The 22,408-nt window shown below is 31.8% G+C and carries 23 protein-coding genes and 1 other annotated feature; of the genes, 3 read left to right on the forward strand and 20 right to left on the reverse strand.

Going from position 1 to position 22,408, the window contains the following annotated elements; translation table 11 throughout:
* Positions 1-14: 14 nt before the first annotated feature.
* Positions 15-659, reverse strand: coding sequence for a potassium channel family protein (locus KTF99_RS00950; protein ID WP_003536530.1), 645 nt, complete (start codon positions 657-659; stop codon positions 15-17).
* Between the two features lie 10 nt (positions 660-669).
* Entirely contained in the window at positions 670-1,956 is a 1,287-nt protein-coding gene (locus KTF99_RS00955; protein WP_254210075.1) for a TrkH family potassium uptake protein, read from the reverse strand.
* A gap of 245 nt (positions 1,957-2,201) precedes the next feature.
* On the opposite strand from KTF99_RS00955, the gene KTF99_RS17340 reads away from it, so the two are divergent.
* Positions 2,202-2,336, forward strand: coding sequence for a hypothetical protein (locus tag KTF99_RS17340; protein ID WP_003536526.1), 135 nt, complete (start codon positions 2,202-2,204; stop codon positions 2,334-2,336).
* A gap of 164 nt (positions 2,337-2,500) precedes the next feature.
* Here KTF99_RS17340 and trpA read toward each other — a convergent pair whose 3' ends face one another.
* Genes trpA through KTF99_RS00990 form a run of 7 tightly spaced genes read right to left on the reverse strand, consistent with a single transcriptional unit; the run spans position 2,501 to position 8,870 of the window.
* A complete protein-coding gene (gene trpA, locus KTF99_RS00960; protein WP_003536523.1) occupies positions 2,501-3,268 on the reverse strand; it encodes a tryptophan synthase subunit alpha in 768 nt (255 codons plus the stop codon).
* The gene (gene trpB, locus KTF99_RS00965) at positions 3,261-4,445 is read right to left on the reverse strand and encodes a tryptophan synthase subunit beta (RefSeq protein ID WP_029480472.1); all 1,185 of its coding nucleotides are present in this window, start codon (positions 4,443-4,445) and stop codon (positions 3,261-3,263) included. Before trpB ends, trpA begins: the two co-directional genes overlap by 8 nt.
* Positions 4,432-5,028, reverse strand: a complete 597-nt coding sequence (locus KTF99_RS00970) for a phosphoribosylanthranilate isomerase (protein WP_003536520.1) — start codon at positions 5,026-5,028, stop codon at positions 4,432-4,434. Before KTF99_RS00970 ends, trpB begins: the two co-directional genes overlap by 14 nt.
* Positions 5,018-5,818, reverse strand: a complete 801-nt coding sequence (gene trpC / locus KTF99_RS00975; RefSeq protein WP_003536518.1) for an indole-3-glycerol phosphate synthase TrpC — start codon at positions 5,816-5,818, stop codon at positions 5,018-5,020. The genes KTF99_RS00970 and trpC overlap by 11 nt, the downstream gene beginning before the upstream one ends.
* Before the next feature lie 13 nt (positions 5,819-5,831).
* Positions 5,832-6,839, reverse strand: a complete 1,008-nt coding sequence (trpD, locus tag KTF99_RS00980; protein ID WP_003536516.1) for an anthranilate phosphoribosyltransferase — start codon at positions 6,837-6,839, stop codon at positions 5,832-5,834.
* Positions 6,832-7,407 carry an anthranilate synthase component II gene (locus tag KTF99_RS00985; protein WP_003536515.1) on the reverse strand — a complete coding sequence of 192 codons (576 nt, stop codon included), beginning with the start codon at positions 7,405-7,407 and terminating at the stop codon, positions 6,832-6,834. Before KTF99_RS00985 ends, trpD begins: the two co-directional genes overlap by 8 nt.
* The gene (locus tag KTF99_RS00990; protein WP_008791408.1) at positions 7,407-8,870 is read right to left on the reverse strand and encodes an anthranilate synthase component I; all 1,464 of its coding nucleotides are present in this window, start codon (positions 8,868-8,870) and stop codon (positions 7,407-7,409) included. The genes KTF99_RS00985 and KTF99_RS00990 overlap by 1 nt, the downstream gene beginning before the upstream one ends.
* Before the next feature lie 54 nt (positions 8,871-8,924).
* Positions 8,925-9,160, reverse strand: a binding site (T-box leader).
* Between the two features lie 231 nt (positions 9,161-9,391).
* Here KTF99_RS00990 and KTF99_RS00995 point away from each other — a divergent pair.
* Complete coding sequence (locus KTF99_RS00995; protein WP_003536511.1) at positions 9,392-9,643, forward strand: hypothetical protein; 252 nt, start codon at positions 9,392-9,394, stop codon at positions 9,641-9,643.
* 83 nt (positions 9,644-9,726) lie between these two features.
* On the opposite strand, the gene KTF99_RS01000 is transcribed toward KTF99_RS00995, so the two are convergent.
* From KTF99_RS01000 to KTF99_RS01035, 8 genes are all read right to left on the reverse strand, one after another.
* On the reverse strand, positions 9,727-10,449 hold the full coding sequence (locus KTF99_RS01000) for a phosphatase (protein WP_003536509.1): 723 nt from the start codon (positions 10,447-10,449) through the stop codon (positions 9,727-9,729).
* Between the two features lie 58 nt (positions 10,450-10,507).
* Positions 10,508-10,918 carry a DUF2000 domain-containing protein gene (locus KTF99_RS01005; protein WP_003536507.1) on the reverse strand — a complete coding sequence of 137 codons (411 nt, stop codon included), beginning with the start codon at positions 10,916-10,918 and terminating at the stop codon, positions 10,508-10,510.
* On the reverse strand, positions 10,911-11,801 hold the full coding sequence (locus tag KTF99_RS01010; RefSeq protein WP_003536506.1) for a DMT family transporter: 891 nt from the start codon (positions 11,799-11,801) through the stop codon (positions 10,911-10,913). Before KTF99_RS01010 ends, KTF99_RS01005 begins: the two co-directional genes overlap by 8 nt.
* Positions 11,794-12,615 (reverse strand): helix-turn-helix domain-containing protein, encoded by an 822-nt coding sequence (locus KTF99_RS01015; RefSeq protein WP_003536504.1) that lies wholly within the window; start codon positions 12,613-12,615, stop codon positions 11,794-11,796. Before KTF99_RS01015 ends, KTF99_RS01010 begins: the two co-directional genes overlap by 8 nt.
* An 80-nt stretch (positions 12,616-12,695) precedes the next feature.
* Entirely contained in the window at positions 12,696-13,613 is a 918-nt protein-coding gene (locus tag KTF99_RS01020; protein WP_003536502.1) for a LysR family transcriptional regulator, read from the reverse strand.
* A gap of 43 nt (positions 13,614-13,656) precedes the next feature.
* Complete coding sequence (metE, locus tag KTF99_RS01025; protein ID WP_196004218.1) at positions 13,657-15,924, reverse strand: 5-methyltetrahydropteroyltriglutamate--homocysteine S-methyltransferase; 2,268 nt, start codon at positions 15,922-15,924, stop codon at positions 13,657-13,659.
* Positions 15,924-17,036 (reverse strand): 5-methyltetrahydropteroyltriglutamate--homocysteine S-methyltransferase, encoded by a 1,113-nt coding sequence (locus tag KTF99_RS01030; RefSeq protein WP_029480498.1) that lies wholly within the window; start codon positions 17,034-17,036, stop codon positions 15,924-15,926. The genes metE and KTF99_RS01030 overlap by 1 nt, the downstream gene beginning before the upstream one ends.
* A 107-nt stretch (positions 17,037-17,143) precedes the next feature.
* Complete coding sequence (locus KTF99_RS01035) at positions 17,144-17,953, reverse strand: MerR family transcriptional regulator (RefSeq protein ID WP_008791403.1); 810 nt, start codon at positions 17,951-17,953, stop codon at positions 17,144-17,146.
* 70 nt (positions 17,954-18,023) lie between these two features.
* Here KTF99_RS01035 and KTF99_RS01040 point away from each other — a divergent pair, with 70 nt between their 5' ends.
* Positions 18,024-18,677 carry a GNAT family N-acetyltransferase gene (locus KTF99_RS01040; protein WP_003536495.1) on the forward strand — a complete coding sequence of 218 codons (654 nt, stop codon included), beginning with the start codon at positions 18,024-18,026 and terminating at the stop codon, positions 18,675-18,677.
* On the opposite strand, the gene KTF99_RS01045 is transcribed toward KTF99_RS01040, so the two are convergent.
* The 3 genes from KTF99_RS01045 to KTF99_RS01055 form a co-directional block, all read right to left on the reverse strand.
* Positions 18,674-20,242 (reverse strand): DUF975 family protein, encoded by a 1,569-nt coding sequence (locus KTF99_RS01045; protein WP_029480503.1) that lies wholly within the window; start codon positions 20,240-20,242, stop codon positions 18,674-18,676. The genes KTF99_RS01040 and KTF99_RS01045 overlap by 4 nt on opposite strands.
* A 27-nt stretch (positions 20,243-20,269) precedes the next feature.
* Positions 20,270-21,046: a pentapeptide repeat-containing protein gene (locus KTF99_RS01050; protein WP_008791402.1), complete on the reverse strand. Its 777-nt coding sequence runs from the start codon at positions 21,044-21,046 to the stop codon at positions 20,270-20,272.
* Positions 21,047-21,111: 65 nt separating this feature from the next.
* Entirely contained in the window at positions 21,112-22,407 is a 1,296-nt protein-coding gene (locus tag KTF99_RS01055; protein WP_003536489.1) for a dicarboxylate/amino acid:cation symporter, read from the reverse strand.
* Position 22,408 lies beyond the last annotated feature (1 nt).

The raw sequence follows: 22,408 nt of genomic DNA on the forward strand, positions 1-22,408 counted from the left end.
ATAACACAATTTTGCTAACGCGTAATTTCTTTAATTGATTTTGCAGTGCCCATAACAATCAATGTTTCATCAGCGGCAAATACATGATTTGTTGGTGGCAAAGGAAAAATTCTCCCATTCTTTTTAGTAGCTAAGATACTAACATGGTATCTCGTCCTAACTGCCTTTTCGATAATTGTTTTATTCAACCAGCTCTCTGGAATCTTAATTTCATAAATCGCAATATCAGGTGTTAATTCTAAATAATCAAAAACATTTTTTGCTCCATATTTAATTGCTATTTTTTCAGCAATTTCCCGTTCTGCATAAACAACATGATCAGCTCCATTGCGAAGTAATAATTTACGGTGAACATCACGACTCGCTCTGGCAATTATATATTCAGCCCCAAAATCTTTTAATAGTACAGTGATTTCTAAAGCCGTTTGAAAATTATCGCCAACTGCAACTACACAAATATCAAAATTATTAACTCCTAAAGATTTAATAAAATCTTCATTAGTCGCATCACCGATTTGAATTTCATTAACAATATTAACCGCCCAATCAGCTCTTGTTTCATCTTTTTCAATTGCTAAAACAGCATTTCCTTCTTCAATAAATTTTCTTGACAAATGACGTCCAAAACGTCCTAAGCCGATTACTAATACAGATTTCATAGTTCCTCCATCATCCTATTTGAATTTTTTCAGCTGGTGCTTTTGCTAATGGCGTCACCCTATTCGAAGCAAAAGCAAGCAGGAACGTAATTGAACCAACTCGTCCAAAGAGCATTAATAAGGCCAATAGACACTGTGAAATAACGCCAAGTTGTGAAGTTATTTCAATCGTCAATCCAACAGTTGCTATAGCTGAAACACATTCAAATAATACCGTTATATAAGAAATATTTTCAAGCTGACATATAATCAATGAAACAATCAAAGTCAACACTAAATATGCCATTAAAACACAACTTGCCATTTTTACTATTTCATCACTAATTCGCCGTTTAAAAACTTCAACACCTTTCTTTTGTTTAAACATACTTATAATGTTAACTAGCATTACTGCAATAGTTGTTGTTTTGATTCCCCCAGCAGTTGAACCTGAAGAACCACCTACAAACATTAATATAATTATGATTAATTGTGTTGTTTCTCTAATCTTCGATAAATCAACTGTATTAAATCCTGCTGTACGAGCAGTTACAGATTGAAATAACGAACTTAAAATAGTTGCATTCCCCTGCTCACAAAAATAAATAAATAGTGCTCCTCCGAATATTAAAATTATTGTGGTTGTAATAACTATTTTAGTATGTAATCGCATTTTAGAAAAATGTCCACGATTATCAATAATATCTTTCCAAACCAAAAAACCTAGACCCCCAATAATGATTAAGAGCATAATAATCATATTCAGATACCAATTATCTTGAAAAGAAACTAGCGAACTATATGGTTCAAAATTACCCATTAAATCAAATCCTGCATTACAAAACGCTGAAATACTATGAAAAATTGAGAACCACAAACCTTTAACCAATCCTAATTTTGGACAAAAAATAAATGAAAGAAAAAAAGCCCCTAACGCTTCAATAAAAAAAGTCGCCAAGATAATAAATTTTGTCATTTTTACAATTCCCCCAACATGTGGAGAAGAAATTGAATTCTGCATGATTGAACGACTAATAATTCCTATCTTCTTTTTAGCTAATGTTAAAGCATAAATACAAAAAGTCATAAAACCAATACCACCAATTTGAATCAATAAAATAATTATAAACTGGCCAAACCAGCTCCAATGACTATATGTATCTACCCGAATCAAGCCTGTCACACAAGTTGCTGAAGTGGCAGTAAAAAAAGAAGTCATTATTGAAACTTCCTGGTTTTCTTTCAACGAGATTGGGAGACTCAAGAGAATCGTCCCCATTAAAATAATAATACAAAAACCATAGAAAATAATCTTCATTGGCGTAAGACCATGCAATAATTTCTCAGTTAGTTTTTCTTTGATAGGACATCGCTCCCTTTACCTATACTTTATCTTATAAGTTCACTATACTAAACTATTCATAAATATAAAATAAAGATTTCCTCAATAGTATTAAGATTGTATAAAGATAGAAATTATCTTTATACAATCTTAATCTTATTAGTGAATATCTTACGTCATTTTTATACTATTTTTGGTATTTTATCTATAGAGGTGGTAGTATGGAAACAGTTGGACTATTAATTTTAATGATTATTATTTTAGGCGGGGGCTATTTATTAACCGGTTCGTTAGACACCTTATTAGATCATTTGACTATTAAAGACAATCATTCAAATAAACCCTTATCAAAATAATACTTTTTTAAGTTAATTTAAACTAAATTTAACAGCAATCCGATAGATTGCTGTTTTTTAGTTTTATTTTATACTATAAATCAAATTCATTTTTTTAAACGAACTATTATTAACAGTCTAAACTAATTAAAATTTCAATAATTTAATCCCTTCTAATTATCCTTTTATAATTCCTTAATCAGTGTCTGGATGTAATTAAATAATGGTTGATGCGCACGATCACCATGTTCTTTAATTAAATTAACAATTGCACTGCCAACAATTACACCATCAGCAATATTTCCAAAATGCTTCACTTGTGCTGGACTATTAATGCCGAATCCTACCGCTACTGGTGTATCAGTAACCGTTTTAATTGATTCAACAATTCCTTCAATATCTGTAACAATATTGCTTCGCATACCTGTAACTCCCATTGAAGAAACTAAATAAATAAAACCTTTTGCCTGGGCTGCTATTTCAAGTGTTCGCTCTTTTGATGTTGGAGCAATCATAGAGATTAAATCAACATCATATTTATAACAAATATCACTAACTTCCTTACTTTCTTCATACGGGCAATCAGGAATGATGATCCCATCAACTCCGGTTTCTTGACATTTTTTAAAAAATTCATCATATCCATAGTGGAAAACTGGATTTAAATAAGTCATCAAACAAAGCGGAATATTCGAATGTTTACGAACCTCAGCTACAATTTCAAAAACCTGATCGGTTGTCATTCCTTTCGATAATGCTCGTATATTAGCTTCCTGAATCACCGGTCCTTCAGCAATTGGATCACTAAAAGGAATTCCAATTTCAATCAATGATGCTCCTGCTTTTTCCATTTCTAAGATATATTCAACTGTCATTTTTTGATAAGGATCTCCAGCAGTTAAAAATCCAATAAAAGCTTTTTTATTATTAAAGGCTTCACTAATTCTACTCATTAATATCCACCCCCTGATATCTAGCAATTGCAGCTACATCTTTATCACCACGGCCGGATAAACAAATAATAACAATATCTTCTTTATCCATTGATGGTACAATTTTACGAGCATGTGCTACAGCATGAGCACTCTCAATTGCACAAATAATCCCCTCTGTACGAGCTAAGTATTCAAAAGCAGCCACTGCTTCATCATCACTAACTGGTACATACTGAGCTCGACCAATATCATGTAGATTAGCATGTTCAGGCCCTATTCCAGGATAATCTAGACCTGCTGAAATTGAATAAACAGGAGCAATCTGTCCATATTCATCTTGACAAAAATATGATTTCATTCCATGGAAAACCCCTAATGATCCAGTATTGATCGTAGCTGCAGTTAAAGCAGTATCAACTCCTTTACCAGCAGCCTCACAGCCAATCAACTGAACTTCCTGATCATTAATAAAATTATAGAACATCCCCATTGCATTACTTCCACCACCAACACAAGCCATAACAGCTGTTGGTAACTTTCCTTCATCTTCTAAGATTTGTTCACGTGCTTCCTTAGAAATAATACTTTGAAAATCTCGAACAATCATCGGAAATGGGTGCGGTCCCATAACTGAGCCTAATACATATAAAGTATCATCAACTCTTTTTGTCCACTCACGCATCGTTTCATTAACAGCATCTTTTAATGTCATTGTTCCACTTGTTACACTATGAACTGTTGCACCCAACAACTCCATTCGATACACATTTAGAGCCTGACGATCAGTATCTTCTTTGCCCATAAAAATTTCGCACTCTAAACCTAGTAAAGCGGCAGCCGTAGCTGTTGCAACTCCATGCTGACCAGCCCCAGTTTCAGCAATAACACGAGTTTTCCCCATCTTTTTTGCCATCAAAACTTGACCTAAAACATTATTGATTTTATGAGATCCCGTATGATTTAAATCTTCACGTTTTAAATATACTTTCGCACCACCTAAATCTTCTGTCATTTTTTTAGCATAATATAACAACGATGGGCGCCCTGCGTATTCTTTCAATAATTTTTCTAACTCTCGATTAAACTCAGGATCATTTTTATAAAATTCATATGCTTTTTCAACATTATGGATTTCATTCATTAATGTTTCTGGAATATATTGACCCCCATGTATTCCATATCTACCTGTTTCCATTTTTTGTTCTCCTTACTATTTCTATAATTTTATTACGATCTTTGATTCCGTTAGTTTCTACCCCACTACTAACATCTATTCCATAATCAGCTTTACTCATTGCCTCATCTAAATTATCTAAATCAATTCCTCCCGCTAGAAAAAATGGTTTATCTAAATCTTTGATTAGTGACCAGTCAAATGACTTACCGCTACCGCTTATTTTACTATCCAGTAAATAATAATCGCATTCATAATCCAGGTTATTAAGATCATCCTTTTCAATCACCTTGATGGCTTTAATAATCGGCATCTGCACTGACTGTTTTAACTGCTTAATATAAGCATTATCCTCATGACCGTGAAGTTGAATAAGATCAATGATCCCCATTTTAACAATAGCAGTAATTTCACTAATTTGTTCGTCAACAAATACCCCAACAGCCTTTATATTTGAATCAAGTTTATTTTTTAATTTTTCTGCTTGATGAATATCTACTTGCCTTTTACTTTTAGCAAAGACAAATCCAACATAATCAGGTTTTGCCTCATTTACATAATCTATATCTTCTACTTGAAATAAGCCACAAATTTTAATTTGCATTATCCGGTTTACGTAATCCTTGTAAGATTTCAAAAGTCTTACGTTTATCATGAGATCGCATTAAAGTTTCTCCAACTAATACAGCATCAACATTATTTTCTTCTAACGTTTTTATATCATCATATGTCTTAATCCCACTTTCAGAAACAAAAATAATATTTTCTGGTACCATCGAACGTAATTCAATACTGTTATTTAGATCAACTTCAAAATTTCTCAAATCACGGTTATTAACACCAATGATCTTAGCACCAACACGCAATGCCTTCTTTACCTGCATTGAACTATGGGCTTCAACCAAAGCACTCATCCCTAAACGCTCTGCTAAATTCAAACAGCGCATTAGCGTTATTTCATCAAGAATACTGCAAATTAGTAATACGGCATCTGCACCTAATAGTTTAGCTTCATAAATCATATATTCATCTACAACAAAATCTTTTCTAAGTACTGGTATTTTGACTATTTTAGCAATTTCAGCTAAAAAGTCATCATCACCTTTAAAAAAGTCGGGCTCTGTAACTACTGAAATTGCAGCTGCACCAATATCTTCATATTCCTTTGCAATACTTTTATAATCAAAATTTGGAGCAATCACTCCTTTTGACGGTGAAGCCCGTTTAATCTCCATAATATAAGAAATTCCAGCTCTTCTTAAAGCTCGTTCAAAAGGATAATCTTTATTAATTGGCTTATCAAAAGCCAATTTAGCTAATTTTTCAATGGAATTACGTTTTTTGTTTTCTGCTACTCTTTCCAAAGTTCTTTCTACAATATCATCAATAATCATTTTAAAACTCCTTCTACATGTTAGTTTTGTTAATGAACTCCTCTAGTTTAGCTAATGCTTTACCATCATCAATCAATCTAGCAGCTAATTCGATTCCTTCCTGCATTGTTTTTGTACGACCGGCAATATAAATAGCAGCTCCCGCATTCAACAACACAGCATCACGTTTAGGTCCTTTGACACCACTTAAAATATCCCTTGTAATTTTAGCATTATCTTTAGGGGTACCACCTACTAATTCTTCTTTGCAGCAGCGTGTTAATCCAAACTGTTCTGGAGTTATTGTATAACGAGTATAAGTACCATCTTTAACTTCGCATACACTTGTTGGGGCTGATAATGATATTTCATCTAAACTATCTTGTCCATATACTACCATGGCACGTTTAACTCCTAAATTAGTTAACACTTCTGCCAATGGTTCGACTAATGCCTCTTCATATACACCCATTACCTGCATATTAGCACCTGCCGGATTAGTCAAAGGCCCTAAAATATTAAACACTGTCCTAATTCCTAATTCCCGTCTTACTGGAGCCACATATTTCATTGCAATATGATAATTTTGAGCAAACAAGAAGCAAATATTAATGTCATTTAATATTGTAGCACTTTTTTCAGGAGTTACATCAATTTTTACTCCCAAAGCTTCTAAAACATCAGCAGCACCACATTTAGAGCTAGCTGCCCGGTTCCCATGTTTAGCCACTTTTACACCACTTGCTGCAATAACAAGAGAAGATGTCGTAGAAATATTAAATGAGTTTGAACCATCTCCACCAGTACCAACAATCTCCAAAACATCTTTATCATTTAGTAGTTTGATACAGTGTTCTCGCATTCCTGCCGCACTACCAGTGATCTCGTCAATTGTCTCTCCTTTTAAACTTAAGGCTGTCAAATAACTGCTCATTTGAACATCACTGGCTTCACCATTCATAATTTCATTCATACAGCTACGTGCCTCACCGGCAGTTAGATCAACCTTCTTCGATAATTTTAAAATCGCTTCTTTAATCATTTTCTTTTACCCCCAAAAAGTTTTCTATCATTTTTTTACCATCATCAGTTAAAATTGATTCAGGATGAAATTGTAACCCATATACTGGATAATCAATATGCTTAACTGCCATTACTTCACCATCTTCACTCAGTGCAATGGCTTTCAAGACCTTAGCTAAAGTTTCCCGTTTAACCGCCAACGAATGATAACGTGCGACTTTAGTTTGCTGTTTCAACCCTTGAAAAATTAAATCATCAGTCATTTTGATAATCGAACTTTTGCCATGCATCAATTCTTTAGCATAAGTAATTGTACTACCAAAAGCTTCACAAATTGCTTGATGCCCTAAACATACGCCTAAGATAGGTTTTTTATTATAAAAATATTTAATTATTTCCTCAATATTTCCCGCCTCACTAGGTTTTCCAGGTCCTGGCGATATTACGATCGTATTAGGATCTATTTTTTCAATTTCATCAACAGTCATCTCATCATTACGAATTACTTTAATATTTGGATCAATTGAACCAATCAACTGATAAAGGTTATAAGCAAAACTATCATAATTATCAACTAGTAAAATCATCAGTCAATTCCTCCATTTGCTGTATTTAGGGCGCTAATTACAGCTTGTGCCTTATTCAAACATTCTTGATATTCAATTTCTGGAACACTATCATAAACAATCCCCGCACCACTACGGACATATACTTTTTCATTCTTTTTATACACTAAGCGAATTGCAATACAAGTATCAAGATTACCAGTAAAGTCTATATAACCAATAGCCCCACCATAAATTCCGCGACGATTATTTTCTAGTTCGTTAATAATTTGACAAGCCCTTATTTTAGGGGCACCTGATAAAGTTCCTGCCGGTAATAATGCATCGATTGCATCAATCGCATCTTTATTTTCAAGAATCACCCCTGAGACAGTTGAACCAATGTGCATAACATGTGAAAATCTTAATATCTCCTGATACTTTTCAACTTTAACCGTGCCAAATTTAGAAATTCTACCAATATCATTTCTCCCCAAGTCAACCAGCATATTATGCTCTGCTAATTCCTTTTGATCAGATAATAAAGATACTTCAAAATTTACATCTTCATTTTCATTCATTCCTCGGGGTCGTGTTCCTGCTAAAGGATAAGTATAAAGATTTTTATCTTCTAACTTAACCAAAGTCTCTGGTGAAGCCCCTGCAAATTCTTGATCATCGCTAAAAAAATAAAACATATATGGAGAGGGATTGGTCGTTCGTAAAACACGATAAGTATCAAAAAGACTCCCTGTTACTTCAGCCTCTAAACAATTTGATAAAACTACTTGAAATATATCTCCTTCTTTAATATACTTTTTAGCACGTTCTACCATGTTACAATATTCATTTTGTTCAAATAATGCTTTGAAATCACTTTTTAGCCTTAATGGCTCAATTTTAGCTTTAACACCACTAATAATTAAAGCTTGCATTTTTTCTAATTTTACCAATGCCTCATGATAACTTTTTTCCAAATCATCAACTGCAACATTAGCTATCAAAACAATTTTTTGCTTATAATTGTCAAAACAAATAACTTGGTCAAATAACATCAAATCGACATCATTAAACCCCTCTTTATCATCACTTTTCAAATTTAAAACCGGCTCACTATATTTAAAATAATCATATGCAAAATATCCTACCAGTCCGCCAGTAAATGTTGGCAACCCTGCTATCTTAGGACTTTGATATTGTTTCAAAAGCTTTTTTAAATAATCTTTAGGGTGAGTTACCATGAACTCCTTTCCATCGACATTCATTAAATTATTTAAACATGTAATTTCACTTTTAGGATCATATCCCATAAAGGTATAACGGCTCCAGCGTTTTGTATCATCAACACTTTCAAGCATATAACAATGCTTACTATGTTTTTTTAAAATTCGCATCACTTCAATTGGGGTGATACTATCACCATACATTTCCTTGCAGACAGGAACTAAGTTGTAGTCTCCTGTTTTAATAATTTCCTTAATCTGTTCTAATGTTGGATAATACATCGCTAATTTCCTCCTTTGTAAATAAAAAACCGTCCCGACAGAAAATAATTTTCTGTCAAGGACGGATATATATTCCGCGGTGCCACCTTGGTTCACGATACAATCGTGCTCTTAGTAGATGCTATCACATCTATGACTACTGACGTAAGTCTAACGTCAAAGAATACTCGGCTAACGCTTTTCACTTTGCCCTCAGTGGTCCATTTAATAGGCTGCGTTCTACTTGATTCCACCATCCAAGCTCTCTATAAGTGCACGATCTATTTTTATCTCCACTTCATCGGTTTTCTTGGCTATATGATATACCGATATTTTTCTACTGTCAATAAAATATCATGATTTTATCGAATGTTTTTATTATAGTACATTTTTTTATTAATAAAAAATCCTATTACATAAAATAAAAAAAGACTGATTTAATCAAAATAAAAAATCATTTTTTCATTGAAAGCCCTTTCATTTTTGGATAAAATATGCTAATATAATGGTGAGGAAAGGATTAGTAGAAAGGAGTTGATAATATGAATGAGATGTATGTAATTTCAGTGTTAATGCTTTATACATTGATTATTTTAATCAATACATTGTTAAATACATATCGTCTGTTAACAACAACTGAGATGGTTGAAGAAAAAGAATTTATTTATCCTAAATCTTCAATCTATCATAGGGTTCATACTTATGTAGCTCCAATGATCCTAAGAATTAATATGAAAAAGGATTACGTACTAAATAAGAAACGTAGACCCCCAATTATATTAATGGCTCACTAAGGTTGAGTCTAATATGAAAAAATAGTTAATAAAGTTTAATTAATTTCAGATATAAATTTAACAAATATGAAAACAAGTGAGAATTAGTATCTCACTTGTTTTTTTATATATTCTAAAAAATCTTCAATATGATAATTAACAATTAATTCCTTTGGAAACTCTACTTCTTTTAAGAGTTCCTCGATTTGATCATAATTTTTTATATCAAAATGAATATGTGCATCACTACCTAAAATAATTTTAACTCGATGTTGTTTGCATAATTGTAGCATCTTAAGTGTATTTTCACGTGAATTTAGACGAGATGGACTACGTAAAGCATTATTATTCACTTCCAACAAAGTATGATACTTTTTAGCTGCTAAAACTACTTTCTCATAATCAAGTGGGCACTTACCATCATCTGGGTGAACGATTACACTAATATGAGGATTTTTAATTGTTTCGATCACTGCCCGTGTATTTTCTTCAATTGTTCCTGCCTCATAACAATGTAAATGAATTCCTGCCATGCAGTAATCAACATAATCATATAAATCTTCTGTAATACTAAGTCTTCCTTGATGATCCAAAATATTAATTTCAATCCCTAACAATAATTTAATTCCCTCTATCTCTCGAGGAATTACATCTAGATTTTTGAAGTAAATTGGAGCACATGTTCCTGGAATTCCCTGGTCATGCTCTACTATTCCTAATAATTTTATATCCTTTTCTTTCGCCCCAGCTACCATTTCACTAAGTGATGAATAAGCATGCCCGCTTGCTATTGTATGTGTATGTACATCTAATTCAATATTCTCCATTTTTATCCCTCCAATGGCTATATCATAGCCTATTTGGTGGCTAAAAACATCTTTTTTTCTATTTTAGTAATGATAAATTTCCTGTTAGTTTATTAATTCGTGTCCTTGTACCATATAGACAAATCCCAAAATATTTAAGCGAAGCTTCACTAGCCAGCTTCATTTTATCAATATATTCTGAATAATCACGACAACTTTGAGCAAGGTCACAAAAATCAATAACTAATACCTCATTAGGATAATAATTAGCCTGTTTTAGTAGTTCTCTGATTAAAAACTCATCACCCTTCAAAACTGGAATTGAAATCGTTACTATTCCACGATGTATATGTTCTTTCATATCATATACATCAGTCCCAACGATTTCCCCTTCTAACTTGCCTAAAGCAGTTCCTAAGATAGCAGTTGTATTAGCAATTAATCCTAGTGGCAAATTTTTATCAACTATCATAACACATTTTCTATCCATTCTTTTGTACCTCGCGTTTTTGAGATAAAAATAATCCAATCAAAGTCAGTACTGTCCCGATGAAAGCCATTAAAGTAATTTGTTCATGTAAAACAATGATTGAAGTCACTACTGTAACTACTGGTACAATGTATATGTAGATACTCGTCTTTACAGCACCTAATATTTTTACTGCCATATTCCAAGTTACAAAACATAAAGCGGATGCACCTAATCCTAAAAATAAGATATTTCCTAAATAAATTGGATTACTAAAACGTCCTAAATCCAATTTAAATCCTAAAGGTATCAATGTCAAAAACATAAATGTTACCCCATACATAAAAGTTCTTCTTGTGACCTGAATCGTACTATAACCATAATCACTAATTCGTTTAGTTAAAATTGAATAAACAGCCCAGACCAAAGCAGCCAGTAATGCTAATATATCTCCCAATGGATTCAGCTTAAAATTACTGCTGCCATTAAAACTAATAAGCATAATCCCCACCATTGCAGCCATAAAACCAATTATAAAATTTTGATTCAATGTCTCTTCTTTCAAAATAAAGTGTGATAAGATTGCCGTAAAAAACGGTGCAATTGAGATTATCACTCCGATATTTGAAGCCATCGAATATGTTAGTGCAATATTTTCTAATAAATAATACAAAGTAACTCCACAAAGTCCCGTTAGAGCAAATGTCAACTCTTGCTTCTTCGTCGTTTTTCTTAGTCTTTTGGGATAAATCAAAATTAAAATAAATAAACCTATCAAGAAACGAAAAAATAATATTTCTATCGGTTTAAAATCAGTTAATAAAATTTTAGTTGAAATAAATGTTGTTCCCCAAATAAAAATTGTTAATAATGCAGCCAAATGTCCTGAAAAATCCTTATTCATCCTCTTTCCCCTTAAAAATATTTTGATACTGTTTCGGTGTCAAGCCGATTAAGCTCTTAAAAAAACGAGTAAAATGACTTTGATCACTAAATCCCGAAAGCATTGCTGCCTCAAGTGGACTGAGACCCTGTTCAAGTAGCTCTTTGGCATGATTAACACGTATTGTTTCAAGATATTGATAGGGAGTTATCCCAAAAGAACGAGCAAAATTACGAATTAGAGTATACTTATTCATCTGTGCTAATTCACTTAATGAATCTAAAGAAATTTGATTGATAAAATTATCATCTAAATGCTTTTTTACTAATTTGATTGGCTCACTAAATCGACTTTTTAATAGCGGCTGGTTATTAGTATATTCTTTAACCAGCTGTTCTATCAAAATATAAAATAATTCTTCTTTCAAAAACTCCGTTTCTTTCTTCATCACACTTTGATGCAATGTGCGTAAAGATTCGACCATCTCACTTTGAAAAGCAACTGGTTTTTCAAAATTTGGTAAATAGCTACATCCTATAACCTCTTTTACTGCTCGCACCATAACATCTGCATCAATATTTAAACAACGATAATCAAGCGGTTGACCGTCGCGACTTTCACAAGTGTGATTATCACGAGGATTTAATAACAGCATATCCCCTGGCTCCATATCATATTCATCCCCACGACAAGACAAATGGCGATTGCCCTTTTCAACAAAACCAACTACATAACAGTCATGAAAATGATTAGGGAATTTTTGCATTATTCCAACAAACTGATATGCTTCAATTTGTAATTGTTCATCATATACGATCGTTCTAGTTTCCACCACCTGTATCCCTCCTTGAATGCTACTATATCACAAGTTTTAAAATATTGCTTGAATGATATTGACATAAATAAAAAAGGGAGCTAGACTCCCTGCATCAATTCTTGAGTATTTTGTTTTAATGCTTCAATAAAAATTTGACCTAAATAGCTGCGCGCTGTATCATTTCGAACAATGTATCCAATCTTGATCGTTTCATCAACAGCAAGCGGAATCGCAATAATATTTTTACCATTCAATTCTTCGCTAATAATCCCTGTTGAAATAGTATACCCATCTAAACCAATCAATAGATTAAACAAAGTTGCTCGATCACTGACTTTGATTATTTTTTGATGTACTAAAGTGCTTAAAATTTCCTCAGAAAAATAAAATGAATTATATTGTCCTTGTTCAAAGGATAAATAAGGAAATGGTTCAATATCTTCAAGAGTCACAATATCTTTTTGAGCTAATGGATTTGTATTACTAACAAAAATATGTGGTTTAGCAATAAAAAGCTGATTAAAAATAAGATTGTTTTCTTTTAACAATTTATTAATAACTTTTTGATTAAAATCATTTATATAAAGAATTCCAATTTCACTTTTAAGAGTTTTAACATCTTCAATTATTTCATATGTGCGAGTTTCCCTAATTGTAAATTCATATTCGTTATCGCTATATTTTTTTACTAAATCAACAAAAGCATTAACAGCAAAAGAATAATGCTGAGTTGAAATATTAAAGCGCTTTTTAGTACTTTTTGTTTCTAAATATCGATTTTCTAAAAGTTCTGCTTGTTCAAGAACCTGACGCGCATATCCTAAAAATTCCAATCCTTCATCACTTATTATGATACCCTTATTAGTTCGTGAGAAAATGATAATTTTCATCTCTTTCTCTAATTCTTTAATTGCATTAGATAAACTAGGCTGTGAAATAAATAATTCTTTAGCTGCTTCACTAATTGAGCCTTTTTGAGCTACCGTAATCACATAGCGTAATTGTTGTAATGTCATTTTCTTCACTTCCTTTGGCCTTATTCTAACACTATTTACTCAGTTATTGAAGTTTGGCACGAATATTTTTAGTTGCTTCGACCATATTTTTTAAACTAGCTAAAGTTTCTGGATAAGCTCGGGTCTTTAAGCCACAATCTGGATTGATCCATAATTTGCTGGCAGACAATTTTTCAAGCATCGAGGTTAAAACTCTTTCTAATTCTTCAACACTAGGAATTCTTGGAGAATGAATATCATAGACTCCTGGCCCGATCTCAGTTTTAAAATTAACTCTATTTAAAGTATCGATCAATGTTAGATCAGAACGTGAAGCTTCAAAAGAAATAACATCACTATCCATATCTTCAATTGCTTGAATAATATCATCAAATTCACTGTAACACATATGGCTATGAATTTGTGTATCTGCTTGAACACTACTATGAACTAAGCGATATGCTGGAATTGCCCAATCAAGATATTCACTTTGCCAATCCCTTTTTCGTAATGGCAATTTTTCTCTCAGTGCTGCTTCATCAATTTGAATAATTTTAATGCCATGATCTTCAAGATCTAAAACCTCGTCTTTGATTGCAAGTGCCAGTTGTAAAGTTGTTTCTGCCAAAGAAATATCAATCCGCGGAAATGACCAGTTTAACATTGTTACTGGACCGGTCAACATTCCTTTAACAGGTTTTTTAGTTAGAGCTTGTGTATATACTGCATAATCTACTGTTAGCGGGCGCACTCGAGAAATATCACCCCAAATAACTGGCGGTTTAACACAACGAGTACCATATGATTGTACCCAGCCATTCTCAGTAAATAAATATCCATCTAGATTCTCACCAAAATATTCAACCATATCATTTCTTTCAAATTCTCCATGTACTAAAACATCTAAGTCTATTTCTTCTTGATACTTGATCCATTCTTTAATCATCTGATGATTAAATTCCGCATATGTCTGTTCATCAATGTCACCATTACGATAAGCTCGGCGATTAGCTCTTACTTCTTTGGTTTGAGGAAATGAACCAATTGTTGTAGTTGGTAAAATTGGTAATTTAAATTTTTCTTTTTGAATTTGGCGACGTACTTCAAATTCCGGTAGGCGAATAAAGTCTTCTTTTTTCAGTGCTGCAATTCGTGCTTGGACTGCTTCATTAGTACGATTATTTGGCTCTTTAAAGAATGCTAAATTATCAACATAATAACTATGTCCTTTTCCAATTCGCATAATTACCTTTAATTGAAATAATTCTTTTAATTTTTCTTGTGCAAAAGAAAAATTATTTTTATATATTTGCTCTAAATTCCTTTCATTTTCAATCGTATAAGGGACATGAATCAAGGAACATGATGTATTTAAAACTATTTTATTGACATTATTTTTTATTTTTTCAATTAAAGAAACTGTTTTTTCATATTCATTCTTCCAAATATTTTTACCATTAACTACTCCTGCAAATAAGATTTTATTTTGATCAAAACCGTAACGATCTAATAAAGTTAAATTTTCCTTACCTTCAATAAAATCTAATCCAATTCCATCAAAATCTAAATTTAAAACTGTTTGATAACAGTCACGAATATCTCCAAAATATGTCTGTAATAAAATTTTTACTGACTCTTTATTATCTAAAATTTTAGTATATATTTCTTTAAACAAGATAATATCTTTATCACTTAAATCAAAAACTAGTGCTGGTTCATCAACCTCAATCCATGAAGCACCTAAATCCCTCAATTTCTTAATAACCTCTAAATACCCATTTATAAGATCATCAAGAATATCTTGATAAGTTAGTGTCCCTGTAAAACGTAATAATTTCATTAAAGTATATGGTCCAACAATGACTGGTTTGGTCTTAATCCCTAAATCAAGTGCTTCTTGAAACTCATCAAAAATCTTAGTTCCATTTAAGCTAATTTCAACTTGATCATCAACTTCCGGTACTAAATAATGATAATTAGTATTAAACCATTTTTTCATTGCTAAAGCTTTAACATCTCCATTTTCCCCTTGATAGCCTCGTGCCATTGCAAAATATTGATCTAATGAATTCAATTGTAATTCTTGATATCGTTTAGGAATGATATTTAGTAAATAGGCTGTATCTAAAACATTATCATAAAATGAAAAATCGTTTGAAGAAATATAATCTATTTTTTGGTTATCTTGTTCAACCCAATGTTCTTTTCTTAAATTTTGGGCAATTTGTAATAACTCACTTTGTTCAATCTGTCCCTTTAAATACCGCTCTGTAGCAAATTTTAATTCTCGATTTGATCCAATTCTTGGATATCCAATAACTGCTGTTTTCATTATTTTCCCCACACTTCTTCAGCAATTTCTTTGACTAATGCAATTTTAGCCCACTGCTGATCTTCAGTTAAATTATTTCCTTCTTCAGTTGATGCAAAGCCACATTGGGTACTCAAGCATAATTGATCTAAAGCTACAAACTGACTAGCTTCGTTAATTCTTGCTTTTATCATTTCCTTATCTTCCAATTCTGAAAATTTTGATGTAATTAATCCTAAAACAACTACTTGATCTTTAATAAATCTAAGTGGTGTAAAATCCCCTGAACGATCACTATCATACTCTAAGAAAAACTCATCTACCTTACAGTTACCAAATAATTCCTTAGCAACTGGTTCATACCCCCCTGATGAAAACCAAGTTGATCTGAAGTTACCACGACAAATATGAATTGTTATATTCATATCATCTGGCTTATTAACAATCGATAAGTTAATTAAATATACATATTTTTTGACCAGTGCTCCTACATCAATCCCACAATTAGCATATTCCTCCCGTTTTTCTTTTGAACAAAATTCTCCCCATGAAGTATCATCAAGCTGTAAATACCGACATCCTCGATCATAAAAAGCCTGAATAATCTTTTGATAAGCCATAGCTAAATCTACAATCAATTGTTCATCATCCTGATATCTTGCAATTGGCTGATATTCTTTTGTTCTAACGCAGGCAATTAAATGTAGCATCGTTGGTGCTGGAATCGTCATTTTTGCTGTTACACCATTTTCAATGATTGAATTTAAATATTCGAAATGTTCTAAAAATTCATGATCTTCAAAATCAATTTTATCAATAATTTTTAAAGTCGCCGCCTTGGGCTGAACCCCTTTAAAATCAACTGACCATTTTTCAGCTTCAATTTTTTTTACACCTGTTAAACCTGCCAAAAAATCAAGATGCCAATAACTCCGACAAAATTCACCATCACTTACAGCTTTTAAACCAGCTGCCTCTTCTTTTTTTACTAATTTTAAAATCTCTTCATTTTCAATTTTTTTTAATTCATTTTTACTAATTAAATTATTATTGAAATTCTCACGAGCATGTTTTAAACGCTCGCTTCTTAAAAAACTTCCAACTATATCATATCGATACGGTATTTTATTCATGTTATCACACTCCTTGTGTACATAGGATAACAAATCTTTTTATTATTGAAAAATACTTAAAACATAGGGTTATATATAGTTTAAAACTATATATAAAAAAGATTAGTTTATTCACTAATCTTAATTGATATTTCAGTAAAATACTCATCAATACTATTGATTGCAAATTCATTGAGACCTCTTTCAAAAGCATATCCTATTAATTTCAAGTTTTCCTTTTTTGCAAAGTTTAACATACTACGATATAATACAGCTATTTTATCCCAATCCCCTTTAACATAACCACATAAATATTTTCCTTTAGATTGTAATAAAACGTTTTTGCCATATCGTTTGTTTTGAAGGGAAATAAACAGACCATCGTAATGTTCAAAATCATTATTTTTAATTTTATCAATACTAATATAACTGCCACACCCTACTTTATATTGTTCTATATTCCAAGCCTGCTGCAAATATTCTAAAATTTCTTTAACATCATATTGAACAAAAGGCTCATTTGAAACTAATAAATATTCATCTTGGCGCTCAACGATTTCGATTTCAAAATCAGTAACTCGTGAACTCTTCAACAATTGATTCTTTTTTATCTCTAATACCTTTTTTGTTTGTTTTAAACGACGAATATCTTGTTCTATTTTTAGTATTTTATCATCAGCAATATTTACAAAATCATTAACATTAGGATTATTTAGATAACTTTTAATTTCGCTGATACTCATATCTAACTGCTTTAGCATTAGAATATTTTCTAATTCAATACTTTGAAAATAATCGTAATATCGATAATTATTTTCACCTTTAAATTTTGGTTTAAATAAATCAATTTCATCATAGTAATGTAGCGTTCGCTTATTAATTTTATGTAATTTAGCAAATTGTGCAGTAGTTAGTTTTAATGATTCATTTTTTAACATTATGTTCCTCCTTGACTTTACAGTAACCGTAGACTTTATGATAATTATATATTAAATAAAGGAGAATAGTATGAAAAATCAAATTATTTTTAGACCAATTATTAAAAAAGACTATTTAGCAATTGAAAAAATTATTCGTGAAGCATGGCACTATGATGAGTTTTGTACTTCCAAAATAGCTAAATTACTATCAAAAATTTTCTTAAGCAGCTGTTTAAGCAATCAAACTTTTACGCTTGTTGCCTTGCTAAAGGAACAGCCTATTGGCATTATTATGGGAAAAAATATCAAAACACATAAATGTCCCTTTAAATATAGGGTTAAACAAGGATTCAATATTTTTAATCTCTTAATAAGAAAAGAGGGACGAAAAACAGCTAAAATATTTAAGGCTGTCAATAATATTGATAAAGTTTTGTTACAACAAACTAATCAAGACTATCAAGGCGAGCTATCTTTCTTTGCAATTGATGCACAGTATCGGGGATTAGGTCTTGGAAAAGAATTATTTAATCTACTGATTAGTTATATGCAAGAACAACAAATCAATAGATTTTATTTATACACTGATACAAGCTGTAATTATCATTTCTATGAGCATCTAGGGATGATGCGCCGAGTTGAACAAACTCACTGTTTTAAAATCAACAATGAAAAAAACGTAATGCATTTTTTTATTTATGACTACTTGTGCAAAAAAACAGTTTCTACTGAAACTGTTTAATCGAGTTTATTTAGATTTTCTTCATCCAAAGACTTTTTAATCTTATAAATATATTGCCAGCTTCCTAATCCCATAAAGATTAATCCAAGGACTATATCTCTAACTACAATAGCAAAGATTTCACTGAATGAAAGGAAGTAAGGAATATATGAAAATGCAGTAAAAATACTTTGTAATTGCATCAGATCTTTAATTTTTAGCCCTAAGCTGATTGATTCTGCAAAAAACAGTACCAAAACGCTACAAATAATTGAAATTATTAATCCTTTTTTAGAAATTTTACCAGCCATTCGCTGATAACCATTTATCGCTAAAAAAACAATTAAATAACCTAAGAATGCGACGATAAAACCGATTTGATACACCAATGCCCAAAGCACACCACCAATTAGAGCACCAGCCACAGCACCAATGATTCCTCGGCTACTGTCCTCAACGATTTCTTCAGCTTGGGTACTGATTGCATCTCTACAGTCATCACACATATTCATCAATTGACCATGATACTCATAGAATGAAGTTGGTTTATTAATATGACAAGTTCCACAACTTGGAAGGAAGCCCAGATCTCTTAACTTTAAAGTAATTCGATTTAAAATCTCATATACTTCATGTAATTCCTCACTTCGCAAAGCACTTAAGGTAATTGTTCCATTACTATAATTAATAGTTTTAATGTTTGTTAATATTGTTCTTAAATTATTAAAATATTCATCTAGAGCAGTTCGATCTTCCCCAATAGTATCGATTGTAATAATTAGGTCATTGTTAGCACTCCCAAACATCACTACTACTGGATAATCATTAAACATTCCATATACATTATTACGTGTATCAAGTTTCAAATTATTTAATAAAGCAAACTCTTCAATATCATTACTACTTACATTATTGTTACTGTTAACTACACCATAAAATTCATTCTCGTTTTCTAAAAAGAATTTATTAAATGTTAATGTCATATATGGCAATAACCAAATAAATAATATTCCCAGTGTTACTGTACTTAATAAAATCCAGCCATAAAAACTAAAAAATAAGACAAAACATTTCATTTTCTTTCCTTGCATCATTTTCCAGCTTGTTGTAATTGCTTCAAAAATTGATAAACTAGGATAATTTGCTAAAAGATAAGGTGTCATTGATAACCCTAATCCCAAAATAATTCCTGGAACAACAAATGCCAATGTTCCTAAAACACAAATAAGTCCAACACCCAGAACACCAAATCCCTGTTTAAAATATTGCCCTATAGGTGCTCTCAATTCATTAAGATCAGCAATATCCTCCTGCACAATTTTTTTGATATAACGATATATATTGACTGAAAAACCAATTACTAAAAAATATAAAGCAAATACTCCCACTGTCACAGCTAGATCCATAAAAGTAAAAGTATCATAATAACTGCTTCCCCCAATGTCGATCATTACTGAAAATAGTAATAAAACAATAAAAGAAAGTCCTAGTGAAGCCGCAAATATAGCTAAAAAACCTTTCCAAATATTCCATTTATTCGATCGTGTTTTTTCTTTAGCCCATAATTTAATTCCTACTCTGTCCATCTTTATCTTCTCCCTCTTACAAATTTACTAATAGCCTATATATTCCGGCAATTTTGTGTACCGATTAATAACACATGCACTTATTTGAGCTGGTGTTAGAAATAGACTTTTTGATAAATCACTATTTCTAATATCCATCTTTCTTACATCACTTCCTAAAAAATTAACACCACATAAATCACAATTAGACAAATTTGCCCCAATTAAAAAGGCCCCCTTAAAATCTTGTCCACGTAAATCTTTTTCATGTAAATCACAACCCATAAAATCAGCACGATTCAGTACTGTTTTTCTAGCTTGCAATGGTTTAATTTGAATATCTTTATTCATTTGACAATAGACTTCCTGTAATAAAGGATTTACTAATTGCCGATACTTATTTAAGTCAAGTGCAAGGATTTCTTCGGCATCTAAATAAGTTAATGATTCAATCATCTGATAATATGTTTCGAGCTGTTCATTTAATCGTTGACTTTGTACAAAATTTTTACCAACATATAAATACCATAAAATTTCATGCAGCTGTACCATAACTTCAAATACTTCAAATAGAAGCTGGTCATCTTCTTTGAACAGGGCTGTCTTTTGTCCCGCTCCAAGACAATCGTAGTTTATACAACCATAATAATTTACAATTTCTAGCTGGTCATGTATTTTGCAACGATAATCTGCTAATAAATTTTTACAATTTCTTTTTGCTGGTTTATCATAAGGAAAACCATCACTTTTAAAAAAGAATAGTGCTCGACAACAAAATCCTCTACAACCACAACAGTCTGTTTTCAAACCAGATAACTTATTCATAATATCCTCCAAAATAAAAGATGAAGATCCTATCTTCACCTTTTATTATACATGATTATTACAAACTATTCACTAACTCTTTTTATATCACTATTATCAAAAATATTACGATTGATTGCTTTATTTTGATGTGCCACAATTGTTGTACAAACAGCATCACCTGTAATGTTAACTGCTGTTCGTGTCATATCTAAAATACGGTCAATTCCCATGATCATCCCAATCGCTTCCACTGGCAACCCAACTGAATTAAATACCATCGTTAAAGTAACTAATCCAACACTTGGAATTCCCGCTGTCCCAATTGAAGCTAATGTAGCTGTTCCAATTACGGTTATGTAATCTGTTAGATCTAGATTGATTCCAAAGGCTTGTGCCGCAAAGACGACTGCCACTCCCTGCATGATTGCCGTACCATCCATATTGATCGTAGCCCCTAAAGGAATTGTAAATGAGGAAATTCTCTTTGAAACTCCCATTTTTTTAGCTAACGTATCTATTGATAAAGGGATGGTCGCATTTGAAGTGGCAGTTGAAAAAGCAAAAGCCATAACCGGAAAAAAGTTTTTAATAAATTTAATCGGGTTTAATCCCGTAAATAATTTGAGTAAGCCTAAATATACAAATAAACACTGAACCGCCAATGCTATCAAGACAGCAATCATATACTTACCTAATGGTAAAAAAGCACCAAATCCTATTCCCGCAAAAGTCCTTGCAATTAAACAAAATACTCCTAATGGTGCAATTGCCATAATCATCATAGTCATCTCCATCATAATATCATTAAACTGACTGAAAAAGTTACCAACCACTTCAGCACGTTCACCTAACTTAGCTAAAATAACGCCAACTAATAAAGCAAAAACAATAATTTGAAGCATATTGCCATTTGATAATGCACTAATTGGATTATCTGGAATAATGTTTAAAAGTGTTTCAACAAGTGTTGTAGATTCTGTTGTCCCTACATTTGCAGCAGTTGATTGAACAGCTGACATATCTAATCCAAGTCCAGGATTTATCAAATTACCAATCAATAAAGCTACTGTGATTGCTAACGCTGTTGTAAAAAGATAAAAAACAATCGTTCTAACGCCTACTGAACCAAGTTTTTTTGTATCTCCGATTGCCATGCTTCCACATACCAAAGAACAAAAAACTAACGGCACTACAAGCATCTTCATCAATTTAATAAAGCCTTGTCCAATCACATATAAAATACCATCAATAACAATATCATCCCGAACTGAACCAGCGGGTAAGTTAAATAGTATTATTCCTAAAATTGCCCCCGCTATCAAGGCAATAAATATTTTTGTAGTTAAACCAATTTTTTTCTTCGCTTTCTTTAATGCCATC

Origin of the sequence: Erysipelatoclostridium sp. MSK.7.34, assembly GCF_019041935.1 — a bacterium.
In the GTDB taxonomy this organism is placed as follows: Bacteria; Bacillota_I; Bacilli_A; order Erysipelotrichales; family Coprobacillaceae; genus Thomasclavelia; species Thomasclavelia ramosa.